22 protein-coding genes are annotated in these 25823 nt (G+C 54.0%); 18 read left to right on the top strand and 4 right to left on the bottom strand.

Annotation, left to right across the window (positions count from 1 at the left end; translation table 11 throughout):
• Nucleotides 1-116: 116 nt before the first annotated feature.
• Complete coding sequence (locus K0H79_RS13125) at nt 117-539, bottom strand: hypothetical protein (RefSeq protein ID WP_220076108.1); 423 nt, start codon at nt 537-539, stop codon at nt 117-119.
• A 241-nt stretch (nt 540-780) separates the two neighbouring features.
• Here K0H79_RS13125 and K0H79_RS13120 point away from each other — a divergent pair, with 241 nt between their 5' ends.
• Nucleotides 781-1404: a hypothetical protein gene (locus tag K0H79_RS13120; RefSeq protein ID WP_220076107.1), complete on the top strand. Its 624-nt coding sequence runs from the start codon at nt 781-783 to the stop codon at nt 1402-1404.
• Nucleotides 1405-1452: 48 nt separating this feature from the next.
• Here K0H79_RS13120 and K0H79_RS13115 read toward each other — a convergent pair whose 3' ends face one another.
• Complete coding sequence (locus K0H79_RS13115) at nt 1453-2364, bottom strand: DMT family transporter (RefSeq protein ID WP_220065204.1); 912 nt, start codon at nt 2362-2364, stop codon at nt 1453-1455.
• Between the two features lie 267 nt (nt 2365-2631).
• On the opposite strand from K0H79_RS13115, the gene dnaK reads away from it, so the two are divergent.
• Together dnaK and dnaJ are read left to right on the top strand one after the other, a co-directional pair.
• On the top strand, nt 2632-4545 hold the full coding sequence (dnaK, locus tag K0H79_RS13110) for a molecular chaperone DnaK (protein WP_220065203.1): 1914 nt from the start codon (nt 2632-2634) through the stop codon (nt 4543-4545).
• A gap of 88 nt (nt 4546-4633) precedes the next feature.
• Nucleotides 4634-5764 (top strand): molecular chaperone DnaJ, encoded by a 1131-nt coding sequence (dnaJ, locus tag K0H79_RS13105; protein WP_011760619.1) that lies wholly within the window; start codon nt 4634-4636, stop codon nt 5762-5764.
• Between the two features lie 78 nt (nt 5765-5842).
• Here dnaJ and K0H79_RS13100 read toward each other — a convergent pair whose 3' ends face one another.
• Nucleotides 5843-6469: a glutathione S-transferase family protein gene (locus K0H79_RS13100; protein ID WP_220076106.1), complete on the bottom strand. Its 627-nt coding sequence runs from the start codon at nt 6467-6469 to the stop codon at nt 5843-5845.
• A gap of 93 nt (nt 6470-6562) precedes the next feature.
• Between K0H79_RS13100 and K0H79_RS13095 the strand changes: the two genes are divergently transcribed.
• The 13 genes from K0H79_RS13095 to K0H79_RS13035 all read left to right on the top strand — a co-directional run bounded on the left by K0H79_RS13095 (nt 6563) and on the right by K0H79_RS13035 (nt 23761).
• The gene (locus tag K0H79_RS13095) at nt 6563-7573 is read left to right on the top strand and encodes a GlxA family transcriptional regulator (protein WP_220076105.1); all 1011 of its coding nucleotides are present in this window, start codon (nt 6563-6565) and stop codon (nt 7571-7573) included.
• Between the two features lie 83 nt (nt 7574-7656).
• Nucleotides 7657-8457, top strand: coding sequence for a M48 family metallopeptidase (locus K0H79_RS13090; protein ID WP_220076104.1), 801 nt, complete (start codon nt 7657-7659; stop codon nt 8455-8457).
• A gap of 83 nt (nt 8458-8540) precedes the next feature.
• Nucleotides 8541-9158 (top strand): FKBP-type peptidyl-prolyl cis-trans isomerase, encoded by a 618-nt coding sequence (locus tag K0H79_RS13085; RefSeq protein WP_220065199.1) that lies wholly within the window; start codon nt 8541-8543, stop codon nt 9156-9158.
• 53 nt (nt 9159-9211) lie between these two features.
• On the top strand, nt 9212-10024 hold the full coding sequence (dapB, locus tag K0H79_RS13080) for a 4-hydroxy-tetrahydrodipicolinate reductase (protein ID WP_220065198.1): 813 nt from the start codon (nt 9212-9214) through the stop codon (nt 10022-10024).
• A gap of 180 nt (nt 10025-10204) precedes the next feature.
• On the top strand, nt 10205-11350 hold the full coding sequence (carA, locus tag K0H79_RS13075; RefSeq protein ID WP_203324497.1) for a glutamine-hydrolyzing carbamoyl-phosphate synthase small subunit: 1146 nt from the start codon (nt 10205-10207) through the stop codon (nt 11348-11350).
• A 24-nt stretch (nt 11351-11374) separates the two neighbouring features.
• The gene (gene carB, locus K0H79_RS13070) at nt 11375-14605 is read left to right on the top strand and encodes a carbamoyl-phosphate synthase large subunit (protein ID WP_220076103.1); all 3231 of its coding nucleotides are present in this window, start codon (nt 11375-11377) and stop codon (nt 14603-14605) included.
• 434 nt (nt 14606-15039) lie between these two features.
• Nucleotides 15040-16989 (top strand): methyl-accepting chemotaxis protein, encoded by a 1950-nt coding sequence (locus K0H79_RS13065; protein WP_220076102.1) that lies wholly within the window; start codon nt 15040-15042, stop codon nt 16987-16989.
• Between the two features lie 222 nt (nt 16990-17211).
• Nucleotides 17212-17412 carry a hypothetical protein gene (locus K0H79_RS13060; protein WP_220076101.1) on the top strand — a complete coding sequence of 67 codons (201 nt, stop codon included), beginning with the start codon at nt 17212-17214 and terminating at the stop codon, nt 17410-17412.
• 176 nt (nt 17413-17588) lie between these two features.
• Nucleotides 17589-18182 carry a hypothetical protein gene (locus K0H79_RS13055; protein ID WP_220076100.1) on the top strand — a complete coding sequence of 198 codons (594 nt, stop codon included), beginning with the start codon at nt 17589-17591 and terminating at the stop codon, nt 18180-18182.
• A 62-nt stretch (nt 18183-18244) separates the two neighbouring features.
• Complete coding sequence (gene secD / locus K0H79_RS13050; protein WP_220076099.1) at nt 18245-20080, top strand: protein translocase subunit SecD; 1836 nt, start codon at nt 18245-18247, stop codon at nt 20078-20080.
• 2 nt (nt 20081-20082) lie between these two features.
• Nucleotides 20083-21000, top strand: a complete 918-nt coding sequence (gene secF, locus K0H79_RS13045) for a protein translocase subunit SecF (protein ID WP_220076098.1) — start codon at nt 20083-20085, stop codon at nt 20998-21000.
• Between the two features lie 320 nt (nt 21001-21320).
• Nucleotides 21321-23045, top strand: coding sequence for a cryptochrome/photolyase family protein (locus tag K0H79_RS13040; RefSeq protein WP_220076097.1), 1725 nt, complete (start codon nt 21321-21323; stop codon nt 23043-23045).
• Complete coding sequence (locus K0H79_RS13035) at nt 23045-23761, top strand: SDR family oxidoreductase (RefSeq protein WP_220078163.1); 717 nt, start codon at nt 23045-23047, stop codon at nt 23759-23761. Before K0H79_RS13040 ends, K0H79_RS13035 begins: the two co-directional genes overlap by 1 nt.
• 71 nt (nt 23762-23832) lie before the next feature.
• Here the strand turns inward: K0H79_RS13035 and K0H79_RS13030 are convergent, their stop codons facing one another.
• Entirely contained in the window at nt 23833-24324 is a 492-nt protein-coding gene (locus K0H79_RS13030) for a DNA-binding response regulator (protein WP_220076096.1), read from the bottom strand.
• Nucleotides 24325-24470: 146 nt separating this feature from the next.
• On the opposite strand from K0H79_RS13030, the gene K0H79_RS13025 reads away from it, so the two are divergent.
• Both K0H79_RS13025 and K0H79_RS13020 read left to right on the top strand, forming a co-directional pair.
• Entirely contained in the window at nt 24471-25121 is a 651-nt protein-coding gene (locus K0H79_RS13025) for a cytochrome b/b6 domain-containing protein (RefSeq protein WP_220076095.1), read from the top strand.
• 176 nt (nt 25122-25297) lie between these two features.
• Nucleotides 25298-25672, top strand: coding sequence for a hypothetical protein (locus tag K0H79_RS13020; protein ID WP_220065188.1), 375 nt, complete (start codon nt 25298-25300; stop codon nt 25670-25672).
• Nucleotides 25673-25823 lie beyond the last annotated feature (151 nt).

The raw sequence follows: 25823 nt of genomic DNA, 5'->3' as shown, positions 1-25823 counted from the left end.
GCAGCCGAACCCAGTTGAAGCAAGACATAAAAAAGCCGCGTTATGCGGCTTTTTTATTGGGTTTGGTCAGGCAGGTGGAAATCTGCTGTTTCGACCAGAGATTAACCCACTGACGATTACGCTGAATCATCCATAAACAGCCCCGCCTGAGTCATGGTCTGCGAAGACTCATAATGTTCCCCCATTAACTCTTTTAGCCGCTCTTCCTTGGGAAAAACGGGGGGATTTAACACATGGTCGATAATAGCCACAGTCCACACCACAACCAGAGCGGCACAGATAAGCAGACTCATAATGCGAAAAGCGATGATGGGGTCCTGGGCGTGGGAAAAGTATTTGAGTTGTACATTGCGATTTAAATAAATCGCCGGAAACACAAACATGGCGTACAGCAATAACGCTGTGGTGGTAAAAATGTTGCCGTAGTAATGGTCGACAACAATCATGGAAATACATACAGCCAATGCACTGAAACGAAGGCGTTTTTCAGCTTTGGGTGAGAAATTGAGTATTGGGGTGCCGTTGATAACCAGGCTCATGCTCTTGCGCGCTCCTTTGCACTTGAGGTTTAAAGTTATAAACCTGTTAACCAAGGTTTTCAACCTTGTGATGTTGAATTTGATGCCTGAGTGGTGAAATTCACCAATTGGTTGTGTGCTTGATTGATGACTGAGAGATGTTTCATTCTAAGGCTATGAAAAATATGGCTATAAATAGTTGGCATCCTCTTTGCTGAGTGCATACATCAATCTGCACTTGTGTACTGAATGGAGAATGCACATGAAACCTGTCCTGACTGCTGTGACCCTCGCGACCCTACTGATGGCTGTGCCTGCCCTTGCCGAGGAAAGAACCCTTTCACAAACCTTCGCCTATCAGGGAGAGACGCTTTATCTGGACGTGGGAGTGGGTGAGGTAGAGATAGAAGCCGTTGATGGTGATGAAGTGGCCGTGGAAGTGGTGCTGACCCCATCCAATGCCGGTTGGCTCTTTGGCGGCAATACGGGTTTAAGTGATGTTGAAATCAGTCCCAGGATCACCGAGGGCAAACGTATGGTGTTGTCACTCAATGATAACGATGATCTGAAAGAGCAATGGCGTATCAAGTTGCCCGCCAACGCCGCCGTCTCTGTGGACATGGGGGTTGGGCGTATCGCCACTTCCGGCTTGGACAATAGCCTGGAAATTGATTTGGGTGTGGGCGAGGTGCAGGTAAACCACAGCCATGACTATGGCAGCATTTCACTGCACTCCGGGGTCGGTGAGGTTAACTTTATTCGCAATGGTCAGCAGCAACAGGTCAGCCAGACGCTGGTGAGCCAGAGTTTTCAATCTCATAGTGGCGGAAGCGGCAAACTGAAGGTTGACGTGGGCGTTGGTGAAGTCGGTATCGAGCAGCTTTGATATGCTTTCAAGGCTTAGGCATAAAAAAGGCCCTGTTCAGGGCCTTTTTTATGAATTCACGGTTTCGGTCTGATTACCAAACCAACGCGGCAGCCATTGTTGCAGGGCCAATGCACTGAGGATAAGACCAAGGCCAATAAAGGTGGAAAGCCTGATTTCTTCACCGAGCACCAGCGCGATAAAGCCAATCGACAGCACGGGGGAGAGAAATACCAGGGTGCTGATGCTGGCGGTGCGCTCGCTGCTTTTGAGGGCCATCAGCCAGAGCACGAAGGTTACCCCCATCTCAAACAGACCCACATACACGGCGGCGGCAAGACCTTGACCCGAAAAGGTCGGCAGGCCCTGAGTCATTAACATCGCCACTGTCACAAAGGGTAAGCCAACCAAAAAGCTGAGCAGCAGGCTCACCACTGGGTCGCCCTTATCTTTGGTGTTCACTATCCAGTAAAGACACCACAGCAGGGTGCTGGTCAGTGCCAACACAATACCGGTTGGCGCAGACAGGGAAAACCCGGCCAAACTGCCGCCAGTGGCAATCACAAATACGCCGCCATAGGCTATCAGGGCCGCCAGCAGATCGGTTTTACGCAGCTGTTGACCAAGGAGAGGCACGGCCAGCAGCGGCAACAGAATCGCCCAGGTGTAGTTAAGTGATAACGCTTGCTGCGCCGGTAAGAGGTCGTACGCCTTGAAGAGTACCAGATAATAGAGGAAGGGATTAAGCAGCCCTGTTTGCAGATAAAACAGGGGGCGTTCCTGCCACTGGCGTGTGATATGTCTGAGCTTGCCCTGAAACCCGAGAATGACCCCCAGGGCCAGAATAGAGGTAATGACGGCGATAAACAGCAGTTGCAGCGGCGAATACTCTGCCAGCGCCAGTTTAAAGGCGGTCGCAACGGTAGACCACAAAAGCACCGCGGCCATTCCGTAGAGGTAGGCCAGATTTGAGGTTTTCAACGAACAGATTCCTGTGACTCGAGACAAACCGGTCAACCCGAGTGGGTCAACGCTTCGATTGCATGCATTATACGTGTTTGTGGCTTTGATTCTGTAAAAAGGATCAAAAATTTTTATCCAGCCCTTGTAATCGAAATGACTGACCCAATATAGGCGTTAAGGATGATATGGCGAGTGATGAACTGGGGACTTGAAAACCCAAAATCCCATCCCCATATCGACATCAGGTAACGAATTATTGCGTGACAGAATTTTTTGGAGGACTCCATGGGTAAGATTATCGGTATCGACCTCGGCACAACCAACTCTTGTGTAGCTGTGCTCGATGGCGGCAAGGCGCGAGTGATTGAAAACGCTGAAGGCGATCGCACTACGCCCTCCATCATTGCCTTTACTGAAGACGAAACGCTGGTGGGCCAGCCTGCAAAACGCCAGGCCGTGACCAACCCGACCAACACCTTCTTCGCTATCAAGCGTTTGATTGGTCGCCGTTTCAAAGATGACGAAGTACAGCGTGATGTGAACATCATGCCATTCAAAATCATTCAGGCTGACAACGGTGATGCCTGGGTAGAAAGCCGCGGCAAGAAGATGGCACCTCCTCAGGTGTCTGCCGAAGTGCTGAAAAAGATGAAGAAAACTGCTGAAGACTTCCTCGGTGAAGAAGTGACTGAAGCGGTTATCACAGTACCTGCTTACTTCAACGATGCGCAGCGCCAGGCTACCAAAGATGCCGGCCGTATCGCGGGTCTGGAAGTAAAACGTATCATCAACGAGCCAACTGCTGCGGCGCTGGCCTATGGTATCGACAAAAAGCAGGGCGACAACATTGTGGCCGTGTATGACCTCGGTGGTGGTACTTTCGATATCTCCATCATTGAAATCGACAACAACGATGGCGACCAGACCTTCGAAGTACTGGCTACCAACGGTGATACCCACCTGGGTGGTGAAGACTTCGACAACCGTCTGATCAACTATCTGGCTGACGAGTTCAAGAAAGAGCAGGGCCTGGATCTGCGTAACGACCCTCTGGCCATGCAGCGTCTGAAAGAAGCCGCTGAAAAAGCCAAGATTGAGCTGTCCAGCACCAACCAGACCGAAGTGAACCTGCCGTACATCACTGCCGATGCTACAGGTCCAAAACACCTGGTGGTGAAAGTGACCCGTGCCAAGTTGGAATCTTTGGTTGAAGACCTCATTCAGCGCTCTCTGGAGCCGTTGAAAGTGGCTCTGGCCGATGCGGACCTGTCAGTGTCTGACATCAACGAAGTGATTCTGGTGGGCGGTCAAACCCGTATGCCAAAAGTGCAGGAAGCGGTAACCAACTTCTTCGGCAAAGAGCCTCGTAAGGACGTAAACCCTGACGAAGCCGTGGCTGTTGGTGCTGCCGTGCAGGCGGGCGTTCTGGCCGGTGACGTGAAAGACGTACTGCTGCTGGACGTAACCCCACTGTCTCTGGGTATCGAGACCATGGGTCAGGTAATGACCAAGCTGATTGAAAAGAACACCACCATTCCAACCAAGGCAAGCCAGGTGTTCTCTACTGCCGACGACAACCAGAGCGCCGTGACCATTCACGTGCTGCAGGGTGAGCGTAAGCAGGCCAGCGCCAACAAATCACTGGGTCAGTTCAACCTGGAAGGTATCGAGCCTGCTCCACGCGGCATGCCACAGATTGAAGTGACCTTCGACATCGATGCCGACGGTATTCTGCATGTGTCTGCCAAAGACAAGAAGACCGGCAAAGAGCAGAAGATCACCATCAAGGCGTCTTCTGGTCTGTCTGATGACGAAGTCGCCCAAATGGTACGCGACGCCGAAGCCCACGCCGACGAAGACAAGAAATTCGAAGAGCTGGCTCAGGCCCGTAACCAGGCCGACGGTCTGGTACACGCGACCAAGAAGCAGGTAGAAGAAGCCGGTGAAGCCCTGGGCAGCGACGACAAGGCCAAGATTGAAGCGGCCATTGCCGAAGTTGAAAAAGCAGTGAAGGGCAACGATAAAGAAGCCATCGACACTGCCACTCAGTCACTGATTGAAGCTTCTGCCAAGTTGGTAGAAATTGCTCAGGCCAAGGCGCAGGGCGCCCAGGGCAGCGCTCAGGGTAGCTCTGCTGAGAAGACCGCAGACGATGTGGTTGACGCCGAGTTTGAAGAAGTGAAAGACGACAAGAAGTAATAGGCCCGGCCTATTAACTTAAGTGGCGGGCGTTAAGGGGAAACCCTAACGCCCGTTTGTCCTAACGAATCCCAGATAGCGTGAACCTATGTCAAAGCGAGATTATTACGAGGTGCTCGGCGTTGGCCGTGACGCCAGCGAGCGGGAAATCAAGAAGGCCTACAAGCGCCTGGCGATGAAGTATCACCCCGACCGTAACCCCGGTGACAAAGAGGCCGAAGCCAGCTTTAAAGAGGTGAAGGAAGCCTACGAAATCCTCACCGATACCGACAAAAAGGCCGCTTACGATCAGTTTGGCCATGCCGGTGTTGATCCCAACCGCGGTGGCGGTGGTTTCGGTGGTGGCGGTGATTTCGGCGACATCTTCGGCGATGTGTTCGGCGATATCTTCGGCGGCGGCCGCCGTGGTGGCCAGCGTCAGGCAGCCCGTGGCTCCGACCTGCGTTATAACCTGGAGCTGTCTTTGGAAGAGGCTGTACGCGGCCTGACCAAAGAGCTGAAAGTGCCAACCCTGGTTGGCTGCGACAGCTGTGATGGCTCAGGTGCCAAAAAAGGCTCGTCTGCCACTACCTGTGGTACCTGTCACGGTATGGGCCAGGTACAGATGCGTCAGGGCTTCTTTGCCGTGCAGCAGACCTGTCCAACCTGTCATGGCCGCGGCAAGATTATTAAAGATCCTTGCAGCAAGTGTCATGGCAATGGCCGTGTCGAGAAGACCAAGACGCTGTCGGTGAAAATTCCGGCCGGTGTTGATACCGGTGACCGCATACGTCTGGCCGGTGAAGGTGAAGCGGGCGAATTCGGTGCACCACCAGGGGATTTGTACGTTCAGGTTACTGTGCGTGAGCACCCGATTTTTGTGCGCGACGGTAACAACCTTTACTGTGAAGTGCCTATTTCCTTCGCCAAGGCAGCCCTGGGCGGAGAAATCGAAGTGCCAACTCTGGATGGCAAAGTCAGCCTGAAGATCCCGGCCGAAACCCAGACTGGTCGCATGTTCCGTCTGCGTGGCAAGGGTGTGAAATCGGTTCGCAGTCACGCCGTTGGTGACCTCCTGTGTAAGGTGGTGATGGAAACGCCGGTTAATCTGTCCGAGCGTCAAAAGGAACTGCTGCGCGAGTTTGAAGCCAGCCTCACTGGCGAGTCGAAAAAACACAGCCCAAAGGCTGAAGGCTTTTTCGATGGCGTGAAAAAGTTCTTTCAGGATCTGAATAACTGATCCCATCCCTGACACTGAAAAGCCCGGCAAATGCCGGGCTTTTTATTACCTGTGTGCATCGCACTTTTAAACGGCAGCTTACAGAGGCAAGGGGGGCAGTTCGCCCATGGCCTGCAATCTGGCTATCGCCGGACGTGACACACAGCGCTTGAGATAAGGCAGAAGCTCAGGCTTCAGCGGTAAATCGGTTTTAAAATGCATGAGCAGCCCAACACAAATATGGATATCGGCGAGGCTGAAACCCGTTGGCAGCAGATAGTCCTGATGTTCCAGCGCCAAGGCCAGAATTCCCTGGGCGCGCTGGCTCTCCCATACCATGGTGCTTCGAAGCGCCTCTGGGTCCAGTCGTTGTTCTGATGGATAAATCAGCTGATTTTTCAGCAGCATCCAGGGGGCAACTTCCAGCTCTGACAGGGCAAAATCATTCCACTGACGTACCTTGGCCCTGGCCTTTACATCCTCCGGCAGTAAACCGGTTCCCAGCTCGGCGATGTAATGACAGATGGCGTTGGTTTCCAGCAGAGTCAGATCCCCATCCACCAACGCGGGCACCTTGCCGTTGGGGTTGATGGCAAGATACTCCGCTTGCCGGCATTCGCCCCCTTTAAGATCCATCTTGCGGTATTCATAGGCGATGCCTGTCTCTTCCAATGCCCAGAGTACGCGCACTGAGCGGGTATTGGGGGTGCCATAGAGGGTAATCATACAAACTCCTTGTTGATGGTTTCGCCCAGTGTAGTGCTTGCGCGTGCAGCGATTAATGGTCATATTTGCCCAAATAAATGCGAGAAGTGACAAATGCCCAAAATATTGCTGCTTGCCATGCCAGGCTGTATGGCGTCGTCGGTACAGGTTGCACTGGATATGTTTTATGTGGCGAACCGCTGCCTCGAAAAACGCGTTGGCAGTGCGCTTATGGATAATGAGCATTTCATCGCTCAGGTCGTTTCTCCCGATGGCAGGGCTGTCCAGTCAGCATCCGGCCAATTAATACAGCCGGAGCTGGCCATGGCTGAGGCGAAGGCAGCTGATATCGTTCTGGTCACCAGTTTGTTTGCCGCATCAGCCTCCCACTCTGAGGTCGACAATTACCTCGCGGCGCAGCAAGAGGCCGCTGCCTGGCTTAAAGCCCAGTCTGATGCGGGCGCCCTGGTGGCCAGTGCCTGCAGCGGTACCTTTCTGCTGGCTGAAGCCGGGATAATGGATGGCCGTGAGGCGACCACCCATTGGTTACTCGAAGCCGTGTTCCGCCGTCGTTACCCCCGTGTTCGCTATCATGGCGAGCGGATGCTGCTCGAGTACGGCAATGTGATTTGCGGCGGCGCCTTCTTTGCCTTTACCGACATACTGCTCAAGTTGCTGGAGCGATATGGCGGGCGGGAGCTGGCGCTTATGTGTGCCCGCTTGATGCTGCTTGAGCCCAATCGCGAGCTGCAACAACCCTTTATGCAGCCAAGTGGTAGAAACCATGAGGATGAGGCGATTCGCAAAGCCGAGCAGTGGCTCAAGCACCATTTTGATAAACAGATCAGCGTCGATTCGGCAGCCAACGCCATTTCCATGGGCACCCGCAATTTCAAACGGCGCTTCAAAGCGGCCACAGGCGTTACCCCCATCGAATACCTGCAACGATTGCGTGTGGACGCTGCCAAGCGCCAGCTGGAGCAGTCCAGCCGCGCCAGTACAGAGGTGATCTGGTCGGTGGGTTATGAGGATGCCAGTTCCTTCAGGCGATTGTTCAAGCGCCAAACCGGTGTAACCATGGAGCAATACCGGCGCCGCTTTGGCCCTGCCAGTGCCAGTGGATGAACCGGTGCGGTTGGCTTGGTGAGGTGCCGGGGGTAAAATGTGGAATAAACAGCGTTCTTCACGGCTTTAAAGGATTAATAAACATGAAAAAACTACTTGCTCCCCTGGTGTTGATCGGCCTGGTGAGTGGCTGTGTCACTACCCAATCTCCCACGGGGCGCAGCCAAACCTTATTGTTTTCGGCCGCAGAAATGAACCAGCTGGGCGCAGCTTCCTTTGAGGAAATGAAGAAACAGCAAAAAATCAGCAAAGACACCAAACTCAACGCCTATGTTTCCTGCGTTGCCATGCGGGTGACAGCGGCCCTGCCGGATCAGACTCAGGGATGGGAAGTGGTGGTGTTTGATTCGCCGCAGGTGAATGCCTTTGCGTTGCCGGGTGGCCACATTGGAGTGTATTCCGGCCTGTTGAAAGTCGCCGAAAACCAGGACCAACTGGCGGTGGTGCTGGGTCATGAAGTGGCCCACGTGCTGGCGCAGCACAGCAACGAGCAGGTGTCCCGCACTCAGCTGACCAACACCGGCTTGCAACTGGCCGATGTGGCACTGGGCGCCGGCGGCGTGTCCAATCGTAATCTCTATATGGCCGCACTCGGCCTTGGCACTCAGGTGGGCTACATACTGCCCTACGGCAGGGCTCAGGAATCTGAAGCCGATGTCATGGGGCTTGAGCTGATGGCTCGCGCCGGATTCGATCCCCGAGCCGGTACTCTGCTGTGGCAAAACATGGCCAAAGCCGGAGGTGAACAGGGGCCAGAGCTCTTGTCTACCCACCCATCCCACGGGACCCGAATTGCGGAATTGGCCCGGCTGGAACAAAAAGTAATGCCACTTTACGAGGCAGCCAGGGCCTCCGGTGTGAAGAACTGTCAAATTACTAAATAAGCCAGACCTTTTTCGTCGCGTGGGCGCATTTTGTGATAGAATGCACGCCGATAATTTCACGTACGTTCAAGAGAAACCGAATTATGTCTGATAAATTCAGCACTGTTGAGCTGCAGGCGAGCTACGGCGTAGGCCGTCAGCTGGGCGAGCAGCTGGCTGCCAACTCCTTTGAAGGTCTGGATATTCCAGCCGTACAGGCCGGTTTGGCCGATGCATTCGATGGTAAAGAAAGCGCCGTTTCCATGCAGGAACTGCAAATCGCTTTCACCGAAATCAGCCGCCGCCTGCAAAAAGCGCAGGAAGAGGCCGCCGAAGCTTCTATCGCCGAAGGCGAGCAGTTTCTGGCTGACAACGCCAAGCGTGATGGCGTGTTTGTGACCGAATCCGGTCTGCAGTACGAAATTCTGACCGAAGGTAATGGCGACAAGCCAACCTACGAGTCAACTGTACGTACTCACTACCATGGCTCTTTCATCAGCGGTGATGTGTTCGACAGTTCTGTTCTGCGCGGTCAGCCTGCTGAGTTCCCGGTTTCCGGCGTTATCGCCGGTTGGACCGAAGCACTGCAACTGATGAATGTTGGTGCCAAGTACAAGCTGTACGTGCCTTTCCACCTGGCCTATGGCGAGCGTGGTGCCGGTGCCTCTATTCCTCCATACTCAACCCTGATCTTTGAGGTTGAACTGCTGGATATCGTTTGATGTGAAACGCCTGAGCAATGCTCGGGCGTTTTTTTGCAATCAGGGAGCAAGAAATGACAGGACAAGTAAGGGTAGCCGTAATTGGTGCCAGCGGTCGTATGGGCCGTGCACTGCTTGAAGCTTGTGACAATCATGACGGCATCGTCCTTGGTGCCGCCATTGAGCGTGCCGGTTCGACCCTGGTTGGCGTCGACGCCGGTGAAATGGCTGGCATTGGCCACCTTGGTTTGGCACTGGTCGATAATCTTGATGTGGTTGCCGAGAAGTTTGATGTACTTATCGACTTCACTTCACCGGAAGGCACCTTGGCCAATCTCGAATGGTGTGCCCGGCAAGGAAAGGCGATAGTGATTGGTACCACCGGCTTTAACCATGCGCAAAAAGAGCAGGTAGTGGCTTTTGCCGAAGAAACGCCTGTGGTCATGGCGCCCAACATGTCTGTGGGTGTAAACCTGATGTGGAAGCTGCTGGAACTGGCGGCCAAAGTCATGGGTGATTACACCGATATCGAAATCATCGAAGGGCACCACAGACACAAGAAAGACGCGCCCTCCGGTACCGCACTCAAGATGGGTGAAGTGATTGCCCAGGCTCTGGGGCGCGATCTGGAAAAAGTGGCCGTCTATGGCCGTGAAGGCATTACCGGTGAGCGCGAACGCGACACTATTGGTTTTGCTACCATCCGCGCCGGCGATCTGGTGGGTGAGCACACCGCCATGTTTGCCGATATCGGTGAGCGACTGGAAATTACCCATAAAGCATCCAGCCGTATGACCTTTGCCAATGGCGCCATGCGTGCCGCCAAATGGCTTGCTGAACAAAAACCTGGTCTTTACGACATGCAACAGGTGTTGGGACTCAATTGATCGAAAAAACCGCCGTTAGGCGGTTTTTTTTAGGTTGGTTGCCCCGAATGTATAGACGAAATGCAGGTTTTCCTATAAAATCATCGGAATTTGTCAAAATTTCGTGTTTTAGCGGAAACTTGGTAATTTAATCGAAAAAAATCCACACATAACAATAACTTGGCTCTTTCGGAGGTCGCGTTGACAAAGTCTGCCTTACTCGTACTCGAAGATGGAACCCTGTTCTCAGGCACTGCAATCGGTGCTGATGGAATTGCTGTCGGAGAAGTCGTTTTTAACACTTCCATGACAGGCTATCAAGAGATATTGACGGATCCCTCTTATTCCCGCCAGATAGTCACACTGACTTATCCGCACATCGGTAATACAGGTACCAACGATGAAGACACTGAATCCAGTGCTGTTCATGCCTGTGGTCTCATCATTCGCGATCTTCCTTTAATCGCCAGCAGTTTCCGTTCCACCCAATCCTTAAGCGATTACCTGAAAGCCAACAACGTGGTGGGTATCGCCGACATCGACACCCGCAAGTTGACCCGTATTCTGCGTGAAAAGGGTGCTCAGGCCGGTTGTATTCTGGTGGGTGACCTGGACAGCGACAAGGCACTGGCTGCGGCCAAAGCCTTCCCTGGTTTGAAAGGCATGGATCTGGCGAAAGAAGTGACCACCGCCGAGCGCTACCAATGGCGCAGTGGCAGCTGGCGTCTGGAAGGCGGTCTGCCTTCAGATACCCCAGAATCTGAACTCAAGTTCAAAGTGGTTGCCTACGATTACGGCGTGAAAACCAACATCCTGCGCATGTTGGTAGACCGTGGTTGTGACGTGACTGTCGTGCCTGCCAAGACACCAGCCAGCGAAGTGCTGGCCATGAATCCGGACGGTGTATTCCTGTCAAACGGCCCTGGTGACCCAGAGCCATGTGACTATGCCATTGCCGCCATTCAGGAAATCCTCAAGACAGACATCCCGGTATTCGGTATCTGTCTGGGTCATCAGCTGCTTGGCCTCGCCAGCGGTGCCAAGACCCTGAAAATGAAGTTTGGCCACCACGGTGCCAACCACCCTGTGGGTGATGTGGAAAAGGGCACTGTGATGATCACCAGCCAGAACCATGGCTTTGCGGTTGATGAGGCGACTCTGCCTGCCAACCTTAAGGTGACCCACAAGTCACTGTTCGATGGTTCTTTGCAGGGCATTCATCGCACCGACAAGCCTGCGTTCAGCTTCCAGGGTCACCCTGAAGCCAGCCCAGGTCCACACGACTGTGCCCCGCTGTTCGACCATTTCATCGAACTGATTGAAGAGTATCGCAAGAACGCCAAGTAAGCCGAGCTGGAGAAGATAGAAACAATGCCAAAACGTACCGACATAAAAAGTATTCTGATCCTGGGTGCTGGCCCCATCGTTATCGGCCAGGCCTGTGAATTCGACTACTCTGGCGCCCAGGCCTGTAAAGCCCTGCGCGAAGAAGGCTACCGTGTCATCCTGGTGAACTCCAACCCGGCCACCATCATGACCGACCCTGAGATGGCCGATGCCACCTACATCGAGCCTATCCACTGGGAAGTGGTGCGCAACATCATCGCTAAAGAGCGTCCTGATGCGATTCTGCCCACCATGGGTGGCCAGACTGCACTGAACTGTGCCCTGGAGCTGGAAGCCAAAGGTGTTCTAAAAGAATTCAACGTTGAGATGATTGGCGCCACCGCCGATGCCATCGACAAGGCTGAAGACCGCGCCCGTTTCGACAAGGCCATGAAGAAGATTGGCCTGGAGTGTCCACGCGCCGGTATTGCTCACAGCATGGAAGAGGCCTACGCAGTACTCGACCAGGTGGGCTTCCCCTGTATTATCCGTCCATCCTTCACCATGGGTGGCTCCGGCGGCGGTATCGCTTACAACAAGGAAGAGTTCGAAGAAATCTGTTCTCAGGGCCTCGAACTGTCGCCTACCAATGAGCTTTTGATTGACGAATCGCTCATCGGCTGGAAAGAGTACGAGATGGAAGTGGTCCGTGACCGCAACGACAACTGCATCATCGTCTGCGCCATCGAAAACTTCGACGCCATGGGCGTGCACACAGGTGACTCCATCACTGTGGCTCCTGCCCAGACCCTCACCGACAAGGAATACCAAATCATGCGTAACGCCTCCATGGCGGTACTGCGTGAAATCGGTGTGGAAACCGGCGGCTCCAACGTACAGTTTGGTATCAGCCCGACAACCGGCCGTATGGTGGTTATCGAGATGAACCCTCGAGTATCCCGCTCCTCGGCGCTGGCCTCCAAAGCAACCGGCTTCCCGATTGCCAAGGTTGCCGCCAAGCTGGCCGTGGGCTTCACCCTCGATGAGCTGATGAACGATATCACCGGTGGTCGCACTCCTGCGTCTTTCGAGCCGTCCATCGACTACGTGGTGACCAAGGTGCCACGTTTTAACTTCGAAAAATTTGCCGGTGCCAACGACCGTCTGACCACTCAGATGAAGTCAGTGGGCGAAGTGATGGCCATCGGCCGTACCTTCCAGGAGTCGGTACAAAAGGCCCTGCGTGGTCTCGAAGTAAGCCGCAACGGATTCGATCCTATCGTTGACCTGAGCGATGCCGACGCACTGCAGAAAATCCGCCACGAGCTCAAAGAGCCGGGCGCAGACCGTATCTGGTACATAGGTGATGCCTTCCGTGCCGGCCTGTCTGTGGAGGATATCTTCGCTCTGACCAACATCGACCGCTGGTTCCTGGTGCAAATTGAAGAAATCATCCAGCTGGAAGCCAAAGTCAAAGAGCTGGGCGTAACAGGTATCGATGAAGATTTCCTGCGCAAGCTCAAGCGTAAAGGCTTCTCCGATGCCCGCATGAGCGCACTGCTGGGGATCAGTGAAGGCGAAATCCGCAAGCTGCGTGAGCGCTTCAACGTGTTCCCAGTGTACAAACGCGTGGATACCTGCGCCGCCGAATTTGCCACCGACACTGCCTACATGTACTCAACCTATGAGGAAGAGTGCGAAGCCAATCCGTCTGACAAAGACAAGATCATGGTACTGGGCGGTGGTCCAAACCGTATCGGTCAGGGCATCGAGTTCGACTACTGCTGTGTACACGCCGCCCTGGCGCTGCGTGAAGACGGCTATGAAACCATCATGGTTAACTGTAACCCTGAGACTGTGTCTACCGACTATGACACTTCAGACCGTCTGTACTTCGAACCTGTGACTCTGGAAGACGTGCTGGAAATCGTCCGTATCGAGAAGCCAAAGGGCGTTATCGTGCACTACGGTGGCCAGACGCCACTGAAACTGGCCCGTGCCCTGGAAGCCGCTGGCGTACCTATTATCGGTACCAGCCCGGATGCCATCGACCGCGCCGAAGACCGTGAGCGTTTCCAGCAGGCCATCAAGCGCCTGGCCATGAAGCAGCCGGAAAACGATACCGTGACCACAGTGGAAGGCGCCGTTATCGCCGCCGAGCGTATCGGTTACCCACTGGTGGTTCGTCCATCCTACGTACTGGGTGGCCGCGCCATGGAAATCGTTTATGACGAGCAGGACCTGCGTCGTTACTTCAACGAAGCCGTGAGCGTATCCAACGCCTCGCCAGTACTGCTGGACCGCTTCCTGGATGATGCCACTGAGGTGGATATCGATGCCGTGTGTGATGGTGAAACCGTGGTTATCGGTGCCATCATGGAGCACATCGAGCAAGCCGGTGTTCACTCTGGTGACTCTGCCTGTTCGCTGCCGCCATACACCTTGTCCAAGGCGATTCAGGACCAGATGCGTGAGCAGGTCAGCAAGCTCGCCTTCGAGCTGGGTGTCGTGGGCCTGATGAACGTGCAGTTTGCCGTGAAGGATAACGAAATCTACATGATTGAAGTTAACCCACGTGCCGCCCGTACCGTACCATTCGTGTCCAAGGCCACCGGTGTGCCCCTGGCCAAGATCGCTGCCCGTGTGATGGCAGGTCAAAGCCTGAAAGAGCAGAACTTTACCAAGGAAGTGATCCCACCTTTCTACTCAGTGAAAGAAGTGGTACTGCCTTTCAACAAGTTCCCGGGCGTTGACCCGCTGCTCGGCCCTGAAATGCGCTCTACCGGTGAGGTAATGGGTGTGGGCGATACCTTCGCCGAAGCCTATGCCAAGTCTGAATTGGGCTCTATCAAGGACGTACCACGCTCTGGCCGCGCCCTCTTGTCTGTGCGTAACAGCGACAAGAACAAGGTTGCCGACCTTGCAGCCAAGCTGCTGGAGCTGGGCTACGAGCTGGATGCTACCCACGGCACTGCGGTTATCCTCGGTGAAGCCGGTATCAACCCACGCCTGGTGAACAAGGTGCACGAAGGCCGTCCACACATTCTTGACCGCATCAAGAATGGTGAGTACGCCTATATCGTGAACACCACCGAAGGCCGTCAGGCCATCGAGGATTCACGTCAGCTGCGCCGCGCCGCGCTGCGTTACAAGGTGAACTACACCACCACCCTGAACGCCGCCTTCGCCAACTGTATGGCTCACAACGCCGATGACCGCAACAAGGTTGCGTCTGTGCAAGAGCTGCACGAACGCGTGAAGCAGTCTCAGGGCTGATAGCCAAGCGGTGATAAACCATTAAAAAAGCCACCTCAGGGTGGCTTTTTTCTATTCAGTTTCTTGAGCTTTATTTAGGCTCTTGATGCCAGACTTCTCAAGCAAGGTCAGAGTTTCTATATCACACCTAAAGTGCCTGCAGGCCGCATATCTTCCCACGGGTTTTGTCACTTGGCAGAGTGAGGTCAGGCAGCTAAGTGGCGTTAATGTTGAGGAACAACTGAGCACGTATTATCTGGTGTATGTGTTCGCCTATGTTAGGGTGTTGATTTTATTTTACATCTGGTCAACTATATTGAAACGAGGATTGACGGGTTGTTGCGGTGCTGCGGCGGGCTTGGATGGTAAATTCTCTTTGTTGTGCAGTGCTTAACCAGTCCGGCTGTCAGGGAAGAATGTGCGGATTCTTATAACTCAAAAAACGGAGATCCCATATGTTTTCCAGCCTCAGGCTTTCTCAGCAACTCTATTATTCTTTCGGTGTCGTGATTGTTCTCTTATTGGTTGTCACTGTGGCCGGATATCGGGGATTGACTGAGGGTTTTAAAAACTTTACCGAATATCGGTTACTGGCCAGTAGCTCAAATGCAGCCAGTGAAGCTGAAACCACCTTACTCCGAGCTCAAGTCGACGTATTCAGATACCTTAATACACCCGATAACACGACTTACCAGTCATTTCAGAAAAATATAGCTGAGCTTAATCAAGATATTACCCATGCCAAGGAGCTGGAGCTCGATGCAGGCCGAGATAGTCTTCTGGCGCAGGCCGATGGGCTGGTAAAAAACTATGCATCCACCTTTGAGGCCGTAACCGGCGATTTTGCCGCTCGCGACCAGGTGGTGCGGGATTTGCTGGACCCTGCCGGGCTGAGCATGCGCGAAAACGTAACCGATGTGATTACTGCCATGTATCAGGAAGGGGACCCTGACGGCTTGTTTGTTGCAGCAAGAAGCCAGGAAAAACTGATGCTCGCCCGGCTTTTTGCCTCCAACTTTCTGATTTCCAACAAAGAAGAAGACTATAAGCGGGCGTTGCAGGAACTCTCGGCCCTCGACGGCACCATTAATGGCCTGAAAAGTGTTGATAGTGCGGCTGTCATTGCTGACAAGGTGAAAGGTATTGATACAGGACGGACTCAATATCGTGATGCGCTAAAAGCGGTTTACGGCATTATTCAAAACCAGAACGGGCGCATCAATGAGGGGCTGAATGTTATTGGCCCCAAAGTGGCAGCTGTACTCCAGGAATACAATAAAGCGATTGAGCAGCAGCAGGATGAACTTGGGCTATACGCCCAGCAGAAAAGTGAAAACGCCATCGATACGGTTGTCGTGGTCGCCATAGCGGCGTTGCTGCTGGCTATTTGGCTGGCCATTACCGTAGTGCGCGCTATTCGTCGACCAGTAGGGGGGGAGCCCAGAGAAATGGCATCAATCGCCCGTGAGATTGCCGCTGGAAACCTGGGGCAGAATTTTCGACGTAAGGGCAGTACAGGTATTTATGCGGCCATGGCGGAGATGAATGACAATCTGCGTCGTATCGTTAGCGAGCTCAACGATGCATCCCGTACTCTGGGTGATTCCTCCAGTGGCATGCTCGGGGTAACCCAAGAGAGCCGGAGGAACTCAGAATCCCAAGCCGATCAGTTGGCGCACACTGCATCGGCTATGCAGGAGATGACCCACACCGTAGATGACATTGCCCGAAACGCCCAGCGCGCGTCTGAAATGGCATCTGAGGCTGATCACCACGCCCAGGAAGGCATGGGCGTGGTGGAAGATACCCGTCGCAGCATCATGGTGTTGGTGGATAACATCAGGGATGTGAGCGGTATTATTGAGAATCTCGAGAAAGAAACCGAAAACGTAGGCTCTATCCTGGACGTTATCCGGGGCATTGCTGAGCAAACCAACCTGCTGGCGCTCAATGCGGCTATCGAAGCGGCCCGGGCCGGTGAGCAGGGACGTGGCTTTGCGGTGGTTGCCGATGAAGTCCGTAATCTCGCCAGTCGTACCCAAAACAGCACCGAAGAAATCCAGGCACTCATTGGGCGCTTGCAGGGGGAATCTCGCCGTTCGGTTGAGTCCATGAAATTGAGTGTCACCGAGGCCACTCAAACGTCAGATAAGGCCAATAAGGCCATTGCCGCCCTTGGGGCGATTGCAGATTCAGTCATGGCCATTCGTGATATGAACCATCAGATTGCTGTGGCAGCTGAAGAGCAGGCAACCGTGGTGAGCACCATCAATGTAAGTGTGGAAGAGATAAGTGGACTGGCCCGGATGAATGCCCAAGGTAGTGAACAGGTGCAAAATTCGGCCAATGGCATCAGCGGAATATCCAGTAAACTCAGTGGTATAGTCGGTCGATTCAAGCTCTGATTATCCAAGCTCCGACATTGTATGGCTGGTCTGTCCTTTGGGATATCGGGGCTTTTGTTATTGGCGCACTGCATTTGGCGTGCTATCAAAGCTCTGTTAATCACAAACATTATTGATTATTCACTGGCCGCAGGTTTTGCTTGGACCAAAGAAGTTTCTGGAGGAGCGTCGGCCCCTATTAACGGGTCCCACTGACAGGGATACCCAAGAAGAGGAATCGCCATGAGTCTCAGTAAACTTGCCGAAGCCAGGCATCTGCTTGAGCAGCCCATGACCCTGGGCAACTTGAAACGTTTTCAGGTGCTTTGCCAGGGCGCCGATGATGAAACCGCTGCTGTGCGGGAACTGCGTGAGCCACTGAAGGCTTGTCTTGCCGATGATGAAGACCTCTTTTTTACCGCGCTGGAGCAGGGGCTGCTCTAGCAGCTGAGATGTCTTGGCCTGCATCTGAATGTATTCATTTGTGGGCTTGATTAATCCCACTTCGCCCCCATATCTGAGCCATGAGTGCCGTTCACGCCGTGTTTAAATGGATGTTTTTATGCCTGCTTTTGTCGCTAAGCTGGGCATCGTTTACGCACGCGTCTGCGGTATCTGAGATGTTTGAGAGAGCGGAAGGCGTGATTGAGGCGAACCCGCCCATCATGGCTGAGCAGGTGTCGACCAGCAACGCGTTTAATCGAGCGCTAAACAGTGCGTCAATCAGCGCATCAAACAGTGCATCAGAGTGCGACTGTCCTGCCGACAATCAATCCCGGCTACAGGCTTCCACGAGCCAGCCCATCAGCCAGCCTATGAGTCAGTTCATGAGCCCGGGCGAGCCAAACCCTTTGCACTCCTGGTCACAGGCTGGGGCCGATAGCAAGGCGTCGATTTCAACGGCTTTATCATCGGGTATACAGCCATCACCGCTCGATAATCATGTTTTCAATATCCCCCGGGGATACAGATGGCAGCTACTCTCGGCCCAGTGGCTCAGGGACTTTACCCCCGAATATGTGTTGGCGCTGGTGCTTCCCCAGCCCGAGGTGCCCGCTCTCTTACCCAGAACCGATATAGATTTCCCGCCTCAACTGGATTGGCCTTTGACCTACCAACGCGGCGCAAGACTGCGTCCCGGTGGCTGGAAAGAGTCCAACCTGCGTTTTCGTTTTCTCCAAAGCCGCGATCTTTCTCTTCCTGTCATGGCCTGAGTGCCATAGCCGTCTGACCTGCAAAGGCGGACTGTAACTGAGCTTTTCCGGAAGAGAATATTATGCTGACAGATCAACTGCTTCACAGCGGGCGGCGTAGCAACGCCCGCAAAAACCTGAATCGTACTTCCCCCTGGCTGGCGCTGACCTTTTTGGTGGCGCTGATACTCCTGGCGCTTTCTGCACTGCCGAGCTTTTTTGGTGAAAAGGCGGCCCTGACTCTGGGTAAAGACGCCTGGATAGCGCCAGAGCAAGCCGGGCAAATCCTCACAGAGGCCCACATAGGCGTGGTTTCCATTAAGCCAGGTGACAAGGGCTTTCAAATCACCCTCAGCGATGAAAATCAGCAGATGGCGGCACAGCAGTTATTGGCAGAAGAAGCCCACGACCCCGCCGCCATTACGCTTTCTATGGTACCTGCGGCGCCCCAGTGGCTCGGCAGGCTGGGTTTATCCCCCATCAAGCTGGGACTGGACTTGCGTGGTGGGGTGCAATTTTTGATGCAGGTCGATACGGCGCCAGTCTTCAAGGCGCAGGGCGATGCCCTGAGCGGGGCTATTCGCCAGGCAATCAGAGAAAAGGGACTGAGATCGGTTGCGGTACTGAAAGACGAAAGCAAACTTGCTGTAAATCCCGAGGCCATTAAGTTATCCGGCGCCGAAAAGAGTATTGCTGAGCTTAAAAGCTACCTGGTGCGGAGTTATCCCCAGTGGCAGACCGAGTCTGTGGGCGACGCGCTATTTTTGCGCCTGAAAGACACTGAACGGGCCGCTATGGTGTCGCAAACCCTTAAAGAAAATATCAGCATCATGCGCGGACGTATTCAGCAGCTTGGGATCACCGAGGCTGTTGTGCAGCGCCATGGGGAAAATCGCATTCTGGTGGAGTTGCCCGGCGTGCAGGATCCGGTTGCAGCCAAACGGGTCATAGGCGCTACGGCGAGCTTATCCTTCCATGAGCTCAGTGAGAGCGGCAATGCGCTGCAAACAGCCTTTGGAGAAGGTCGTATCGGGCTTAACCCTGCGCCGGTTCTCGGCGGTGAACACATAGTCGATGCCCGCTCCGGCAGTGATGAAATGGGGCGCCCTTCGGTGAATATTGTGCTGGATACCGAGGGTGGCAAACGCATCTCTGACTTTTCCCGCGGCCATATCGGTGAGCCAATGGCCACCCGTTACAGTGAGTACCGCGCAAGCGCCGAAGGCACGGTAAAAGACAGCCGGGTGATTTCAGTCGCCACCATCAACAGCCAACTGGGTAACCGTTTCTCCATCACTGGGCTTGGCAGCCATGAAGAGGCGCAGGAACTTGCCATGCTGCTGCGGGCAGGGTCGATGACGGCGCCCGTAACCATTCAGAAGGAGCGCACCATAGGCCCAAGTCTCGGCGCCGAGAATATTCACAATGGCTTTGCTGCGCTGGCGCTGGGTATGGGGGCAACCCTGCTGTTTATGGCGCTTTGGTATCGCCGTCTCGGCTGGGTGGCCAATGTAGCGCTGCTGGCCAATCTGGTGATGCTGCTTGGGCTGCTGGCGCTTATTCCCGGCGCTGTGCTCACCCTGCCGGGTATTGCGGGTTTGGTGCTCACCGTTGGTATGGCAGTGGATACCAACGTCCTGATTTTTGAGCGTATCCGCGACAAGATGAAGGAGGGCAGAAGCCTGGCTCTGGCCATAGACAAGGGGTTTGCCAGTGCCTTTGGCACCATAATGGATGCCAACCTCACTACCATGATCACAGCACTGGTGCTGTACGCCATCGGTAACGGGCCCATTCAGGGGTTTGCCCTGACGTTGGGGCTGGGGCTTATCACCTCGATGATCACAGGTATTTTTATGTCACGGCTCATCATCAATTGGGTTTATGGCCGCGACGAGCGTAAGGCAGTGAGGATATAACCATGAAAACATTGAATTTGACCCGGCTCAGACACCTGATGAGCCTGATTTCCATCGTGGCCTTGCTGCTGTCGGTGCTGGCGATATCCACCCGGGGATTTAACCTCGGGCTGGATTTTACCGGCGGCGCCTTTGCAGAAGTCGCTATGGCAACCGACACCCGCATTGACCAGGTCGAAATTGCCCTGGCACATCTTGGTGATGGCAGTATCTCCGTAGTCGCCACTGAGCCGGGGCGCTTTTTGATTCGCATGGGGGCCACCTTGGATACCCAGACCCTTGCCGACTTCAATCAATCTTTGTTGCAGCTCGACCCCACAATGCAGGTGCTTGACCGGGACTCAGTGTCACCCCAGGTAGGGCAGGAACTGTTTGAGCAGGGTGGACTTGCGCTCCTCATCGCCATGCTCTGTATCCTTGGCTATCTGTCGCTGCGCTTTGAGTGGCGCCTCGCGGCCGGAGCGCTCTTTGCACTGGTACATGATGTGGTTCTGGTGTTGGGGGTATTTGCCCTGACGGGGATGGAATTCAATCTCACTGTGCTGGCGGCCGTGCTGGCGGTGCTGGGTTACTCCCTCAATGACTCCATCATTATCGCCGACCGGATAAGGGAGCTTTTGATAGCCAGGCCCAAATCCAGGCTCACCGAGGTTAACGATGCGGCCATAGTGCAGACTTTCTCCCGCACCATGGTGACATCGGGCACCACGCTTATCACAGTTGGCGCTTTGTGGCTGCTTGGCGGCGCGCCGCTGGAAGGCTTTGCGGTGGCCATGTTTGTTGGCATAGTCACCGGCACCTTCTCCTCTGTATCCGTGGGGACTGTATTGCCTGAGCTTTTGGGGTTGAGCCCTGCGCACTACCGCAAAACGCCCGATAGTGAGCTTTTGGCTGAAAATGCCAGCCAGCCCAGGCGCTGATTAGCTTTGCCTCTTAACGCCGGGCTCTGCCCGGCGTTCATTTGTGTGCGCTTGAGCCAGCAATTTAGTTGCCTGGAGCCGCTTTAACAGCATCCCGGTTGGCCAATTGACGATTTGCAATAGCCGAAATGTCGCTGGCTTACTCCTTCAGATTTACGCTGGCACCTTTGGAGCTTTCTCAATCTAATTGAGCTTTGATGATCGCTTTGCGCCGCTGTTTCGTAATCAGAGCTGACTGCCACGGCAACTGCGGCTTGTAACCATCATTCGCAGCAACGCATTCAAGCGAATGTAGCCGTGGCCTTTCCCAGCCAGCCGGAATGAGCCATAACCTGATGTTACTCCAAAGCCCCAAGGGCGATTTTCAGTTCCATACACTGCGATTACTCCTTGGCGACCAGCTTAACAGCCAGCATTCCTGGTTCAGTGAGCGCGATGATGGCGTGCTCTATCTCATCGCTGAGCTGAAGCAGGAAAACAGATACGTCACCCATCATATCCAGAAGGTGTGCGCCTTTTTCGCGGCCATGGCGGACTTTGCCACAAGCCTTAAGGCCGGGGGGCATGAGGTGCTGCACCTTACCCTGGACGACACCGCCGATTTTGCCGACCTGCCAGCGCTCTTAAGTCATGTGCTGCAAATAACAGGCGCCGGCCGCTTTGAATATCAGCGCCCGGATGAATATCGGCTGCTTTCACAGTTAGGCAGCTTTCAGCCGACTGGGGTGCAAGTCGAGATGGTGGAGAGCGAGCACTTTTTACTGCCCTTCGATGAGATAAGTACGCTCTTTCCAAAAGGCAAACATATTCTTATGGAAAGCTTTTATCGGCGGATGCGAAAGCGATTTCACATACTGATGGATGGCGCCAGGCCAATGGGTGGCCAGTGGAATTTCGATGCCAGTAACCGCAATAAATTAAAAGCGGCGGATATTGCAAACTTGCCGCAGCCTTTGCTGTTTACAAATGATATCAGCGAGATAGTCGCGCGCCTGCAGCGCCACGGCATTGTTACCATCGGTCATCTTGAGACCGGAGCGAAGCAAACCTTCGTAAAAGGAAGTGAGTTCTATGCCAGCGGTGGCCTCTTTGCCCCGTTAACTCAACCTGAACTTGAGCATGATATCGACAGTGCATCCCAGACCACAAAAAGCACACTTCTGTGGCCCATCAATCGTGAGCAGAGCCTGGCGCTGCTGGCCCATTTTTGTCGTCATTGCCTGCCGCTGTTCGGCCGCTTTCAGGATGCGATGACGGCAAACCACCCATCCGCCTGGAGCCTTTACCACAGCCGCTTATCCTTTTCGATAAACAGCAAAATACTGCATCCAGCCGAGGTGATTGAGGCCGCCATCAGCGCCTGTGAGGCCAGCGGCAAAGATGGAATAAGCAGCGCAATCGATATGGCGCAGGTAGAAGGATTTGTGCGGCAAATCCTTGGCTGGCGGGAATATGTGCGCGGCGTCTATTGGGCCAATATGCCGGATTACGCCGGCCTTAACGCCCTTGGCGCTCAAAAGCGGCTGCCGCACTATTTCTGGAGCGGTGATACCCGCATGAAGTGTATGAGCCATGCCATAGGGCAGTCGCTGGATTACGCCTATGCCCATCATATCCAAAGGCTTATGATCACCGGCAACTTTTGCCTGCTCACCGACATCGACCCCGCACAGGTAGACGAGTGGTACCTTGGCATCTATGTGGATGCCATCGAGTGGGTAGAAATGCCCAACACCCGCGGCATGGCGCTGTTTGCCGATGGCGGTATTGTGGGCACCAAACCCTATGCCGCCAGTGGCGCCTATATCAACAAAATGAGTGACTACTGTCAGGGCTGCTATTACAACGTCAAGGCCAAAAGCGGTGCGGGTTCGTGCCCCTTTAACAGCCTGTATTGGCGCTTTATGCATAAACATAAAGAGCGCCTTGGTGCCAACCATCGGCTGGGGATGATTTTCGCCAGCTGGTACAAGATGGCTGAGTCGCAGCGCAGCGCGATTCTGGCTACCGCCGAGCAGTATATTGCCGATTTGGAGCGGCTATGATGAAGATTCTGATAGTGGGTGGCAGCGGCGGTATCGGTAGCGCCATGGTCAAAGAGGCGTTGGCTAGTTTTCCCGATGCCGAAGTGCACGCAACCTTCTACACAAGAAACATCATGGCCAGCAGTGCACATATTCCCGGCGTCAGCTGGCACAGGCTCGATGTGACCGATGAGGCCGCGATAAAGGCATTAAGCGAAAGCTTCGAGAGTCTGGACTGGCTTATTAACTGCGTGGGCATGTTGCACACAGCCAGCAAGGGGCCGGAAAAATCCCTTTCGCAGTTTGATGGGGAGTTTTTCCTGCACAATATGAGGTTGAATACCTTGCCCACTTTGCTGCTCGCCAAACACTTCAGCGCCAAATTAAAGTCCAGCGCTTCGCCGCGACTGGCGGTGCTTTCTGCCCGGGTTGGCAGTATCAGTGATAACCGCCTGGGCGGCTGGTACAGCTACCGTGCCTCCAAGGCAGCCCTCAATATGCTGATTAAAACCCTAGCGGTGGACTGGCAACGCAGCCTGAAACGGGGCGTGGTGCTGGCCCTGCATCCCGGCACCACCAAGACCCGCTTATCTGCGCCGTTTCAGGCCAATGTGCCCGAAGATAAGCTGTTTTTACCCGAGCGGGTAGCCGCTGATTTAATGGGTATTATTGCCAGGGCAGAGGTAGGTGACAGTGGCAGCTTCCTTGCTTATGACGGCGCTACTATTTCCTGGTAAAACTTCCTGGTAAAACGCTGCCCTGGGTAAGGCGCTGCCCTGATGAACGGCGCTGTGCGCAGGCTTCAAGGTCAGAGAAAGTCTTCAATAAACCAGGCGGCAAATCCGTGCCTGCCGACTACGCCGGCTTTTTTATAGATGGCAGAGGCCTGTTGGCGAATGGTCTTTTCGGCGGTGCCCCTGAGCAGAGCAATCTCTTTTAACGACAATCCTTTCAGCAGCAGCATGCCCACTTCTTTTTCGCTGGGTGAAAGCTCCCAGGTTTCAAACTGAATAGCCATCACATCAGCGAGGCGATGACGGGCTTCCAGCAGTGCCGCATCCGTAGGCTGAGCCTGATTGCGGGCTTCCAGCAACTCCTGAGACAACTCCTGTATCTGGCGCTTCTGGCGTTTGTAGCTCAGTGAAAACCAGCTCAGCAGCAGGGTTGCCAGGCCTAATACTATGGCTTCCTCAATCAGGTGCATCATGGATGCTCCCTGGCTCAGGTCCATATAAATATCGCTGCCGCTGGCAATAATCACGAGCAACAGCACGACTAAGGTCATAGTGTCCCGGTTCAAGGGGCCTCCGGATTTAATCAGAAAAACGGCTATTGGGCATATGTCCTAACACCATGTGTTTCAGGCGTTTGCCCACTTCTTCATAGCCTTGCACGCCCAATAATAGGCCTAAACCGGCGTAAGGCCAATCGATGGGGATGAAAGAGATGAATGGCAAAGTATATGTATGGGACGGGGTGGTTCGGTGTTTTCACTGGCTCTTGGTTGCAGCCTTTCTTACCAGCTACCTCAGCGGGGACGAATGGGAAAGCCTGCATGTATACAGCGGCTACCTGATAGTGACGTTGCTGCTGGTGCGTATTCTGTGGGGCTTTATCGGCAGCAAGCATGCCAGATTCAGCGACTTTGTGCGCTCTCCTGCAACCGCCATCGCTTACCTCAAGGGATTGGCAGGTGGAAAGGCAACCCATTACCGTGGCCATAATCCCGCTGGTGGACTCATGGTGATAGCGCTGTTGTTAAGCATTGCCATGACTGGGTTTTCCGGGCTTAAGACCTATGGTTTTGAAGGCAAGGGGCCGCTTGCCGTGGTTAGCCAGACCCAGGCCGAGTCTTTGCCTGCCCCGGCTTTGGAGGATGGCTACGACAAAGAAAGCTCTCATGAAAAAGAGCATGGCAACAAGCATGAAAAAGAAAACCCAGATGAAGAGTTTTGGGAAGAAATTCATGAGTTTTTTGCCAACTTCACCGTCTTTCTGGTGCTGCTGCACATAGCCGGTGTAATTGTATCCTCCCGTGTGCACAGGGAAGATCTGGTCGGGGCCATGGTCACAGGCTACAAGGTTGAAAAGGAGTAATCTGTTATGGCGGCTGTATCTTCAAGCCGCCTTTAGTGCAGAGTCTTACTGATCCTGAGCCTACCCAATTCCCGGTTTTGCAGACGGCGAAGAGTCGTTTGCAAACTGGCGAATCTACTACTTCAGACCTACCTTTAATCTGATTTAACAGGAGCTGATATAAATGGAGGTCAAAGATGAAAATGGCAAAACTGATGGGCTTGTCGGCGGCGATGATTTACGGATTGTCCGCCACCGCAGCGCTGGCTGAAGATTTTGATACCGAGGACTTTCCTCTGGTATTTCTGGAGATAAACACCACCAGTGCAGATAAGTACCTGCAGTACCACGGTAAGGCCCTCACCAAGATATCCTCGGGTGTTTATGAGGAATACCGCTGGGGTGGTGCGTCTTGCGGCAGTCGGGTATTGAATGATGATCAGGTTGCTGTGCTGCAAAGAGCCTTGGATAACCCGAATGTGAAGGTGGCATTCAGGTATCAGCCTGGCCAGGGGGAATTCACCAAGTGTGTTGTTGGTTTCTCTTTGGTGCGTAAAGGCTATACGGAGTAACAATCAAACAGGCGTGCCCCGACGTATGGGGCCGTATCGCCGACGGCAGGGCGGCTTTGTTTGCGGTTTCTTCTCTGCACTTACCTGCATTCATTCACGTTTCATTTCATCTGTTTTCCGTTCTCTCTTGTGTTCTGTGTATGCCCTACCT

The sequence above is a fragment of the Shewanella sp. FJAT-52076 genome (assembly GCF_019457455.1).
Lineage (GTDB): Bacteria > Pseudomonadota > Gammaproteobacteria > Enterobacterales > Shewanellaceae > Shewanella > Shewanella zhangzhouensis.
The sequence above is the reverse complement of the archived record's forward strand: the minus strand, read 5'-3'. Positions and strand labels throughout refer to the sequence as shown.

Coding starts and splice junctions, on each gene's coding strand:
- carB (WP_220076103.1), top strand. CDS start 11,375: ATGCCAAAACGTACCGACATAAAAAGTATTCTGATCCTGGGTGCTGGC.
- K0H79_RS13100 (WP_220076106.1), bottom strand. CDS start 6,469: ATGATTACCCTCTATGGCACCCCCAATACCCGCTCAGTGCGCGTACTC.
- K0H79_RS13060 (WP_220076101.1), top strand. CDS start 17,212: ATGAGTCTCAGTAAACTTGCCGAAGCCAGGCATCTGCTTGAGCAGCCC.
- K0H79_RS13020 (WP_220065188.1), top strand. CDS start 25,298: ATGAAAATGGCAAAACTGATGGGCTTGTCGGCGGCGATGATTTACGGA.
- dnaJ (WP_011760619.1), top strand. CDS start 4,634: ATGTCAAAGCGAGATTATTACGAGGTGCTCGGCGTTGGCCGTGACGCC.
- K0H79_RS13085 (WP_220065199.1), top strand. CDS start 8,541: ATGTCTGATAAATTCAGCACTGTTGAGCTGCAGGCGAGCTACGGCGTA.
- secF (WP_220076098.1), top strand. CDS start 20,083: ATGAAAACATTGAATTTGACCCGGCTCAGACACCTGATGAGCCTGATT.
- dapB (WP_220065198.1), top strand. CDS start 9,212: ATGACAGGACAAGTAAGGGTAGCCGTAATTGGTGCCAGCGGTCGTATG.
- K0H79_RS13065 (WP_220076102.1), top strand. CDS start 15,040: ATGTTTTCCAGCCTCAGGCTTTCTCAGCAACTCTATTATTCTTTCGGT.
- K0H79_RS13090 (WP_220076104.1), top strand. CDS start 7,657: ATGAAAAAACTACTTGCTCCCCTGGTGTTGATCGGCCTGGTGAGTGGC.
- dnaK (WP_220065203.1), top strand. CDS start 2,632: ATGGGTAAGATTATCGGTATCGACCTCGGCACAACCAACTCTTGTGTA.
- K0H79_RS13025 (WP_220076095.1), top strand. CDS start 24,471: ATGAATGGCAAAGTATATGTATGGGACGGGGTGGTTCGGTGTTTTCAC.
- K0H79_RS13040 (WP_220076097.1), top strand. CDS start 21,321: ATGAGCCATAACCTGATGTTACTCCAAAGCCCCAAGGGCGATTTTCAG.
- K0H79_RS13125 (WP_220076108.1), bottom strand. CDS start 539: ATGAGCCTGGTTATCAACGGCACCCCAATACTCAATTTCTCACCCAAA.
- secD (WP_220076099.1), top strand. CDS start 18,245: ATGCTGACAGATCAACTGCTTCACAGCGGGCGGCGTAGCAACGCCCGC.
- K0H79_RS13035 (WP_220078163.1), top strand. CDS start 23,045: ATGAAGATTCTGATAGTGGGTGGCAGCGGCGGTATCGGTAGCGCCATG.
- K0H79_RS13055 (WP_220076100.1), top strand. CDS start 17,589: ATGTTTGAGAGAGCGGAAGGCGTGATTGAGGCGAACCCGCCCATCATG.
- K0H79_RS13095 (WP_220076105.1), top strand. CDS start 6,563: ATGCCCAAAATATTGCTGCTTGCCATGCCAGGCTGTATGGCGTCGTCG.
- K0H79_RS13120 (WP_220076107.1), top strand. CDS start 781: ATGAAACCTGTCCTGACTGCTGTGACCCTCGCGACCCTACTGATGGCT.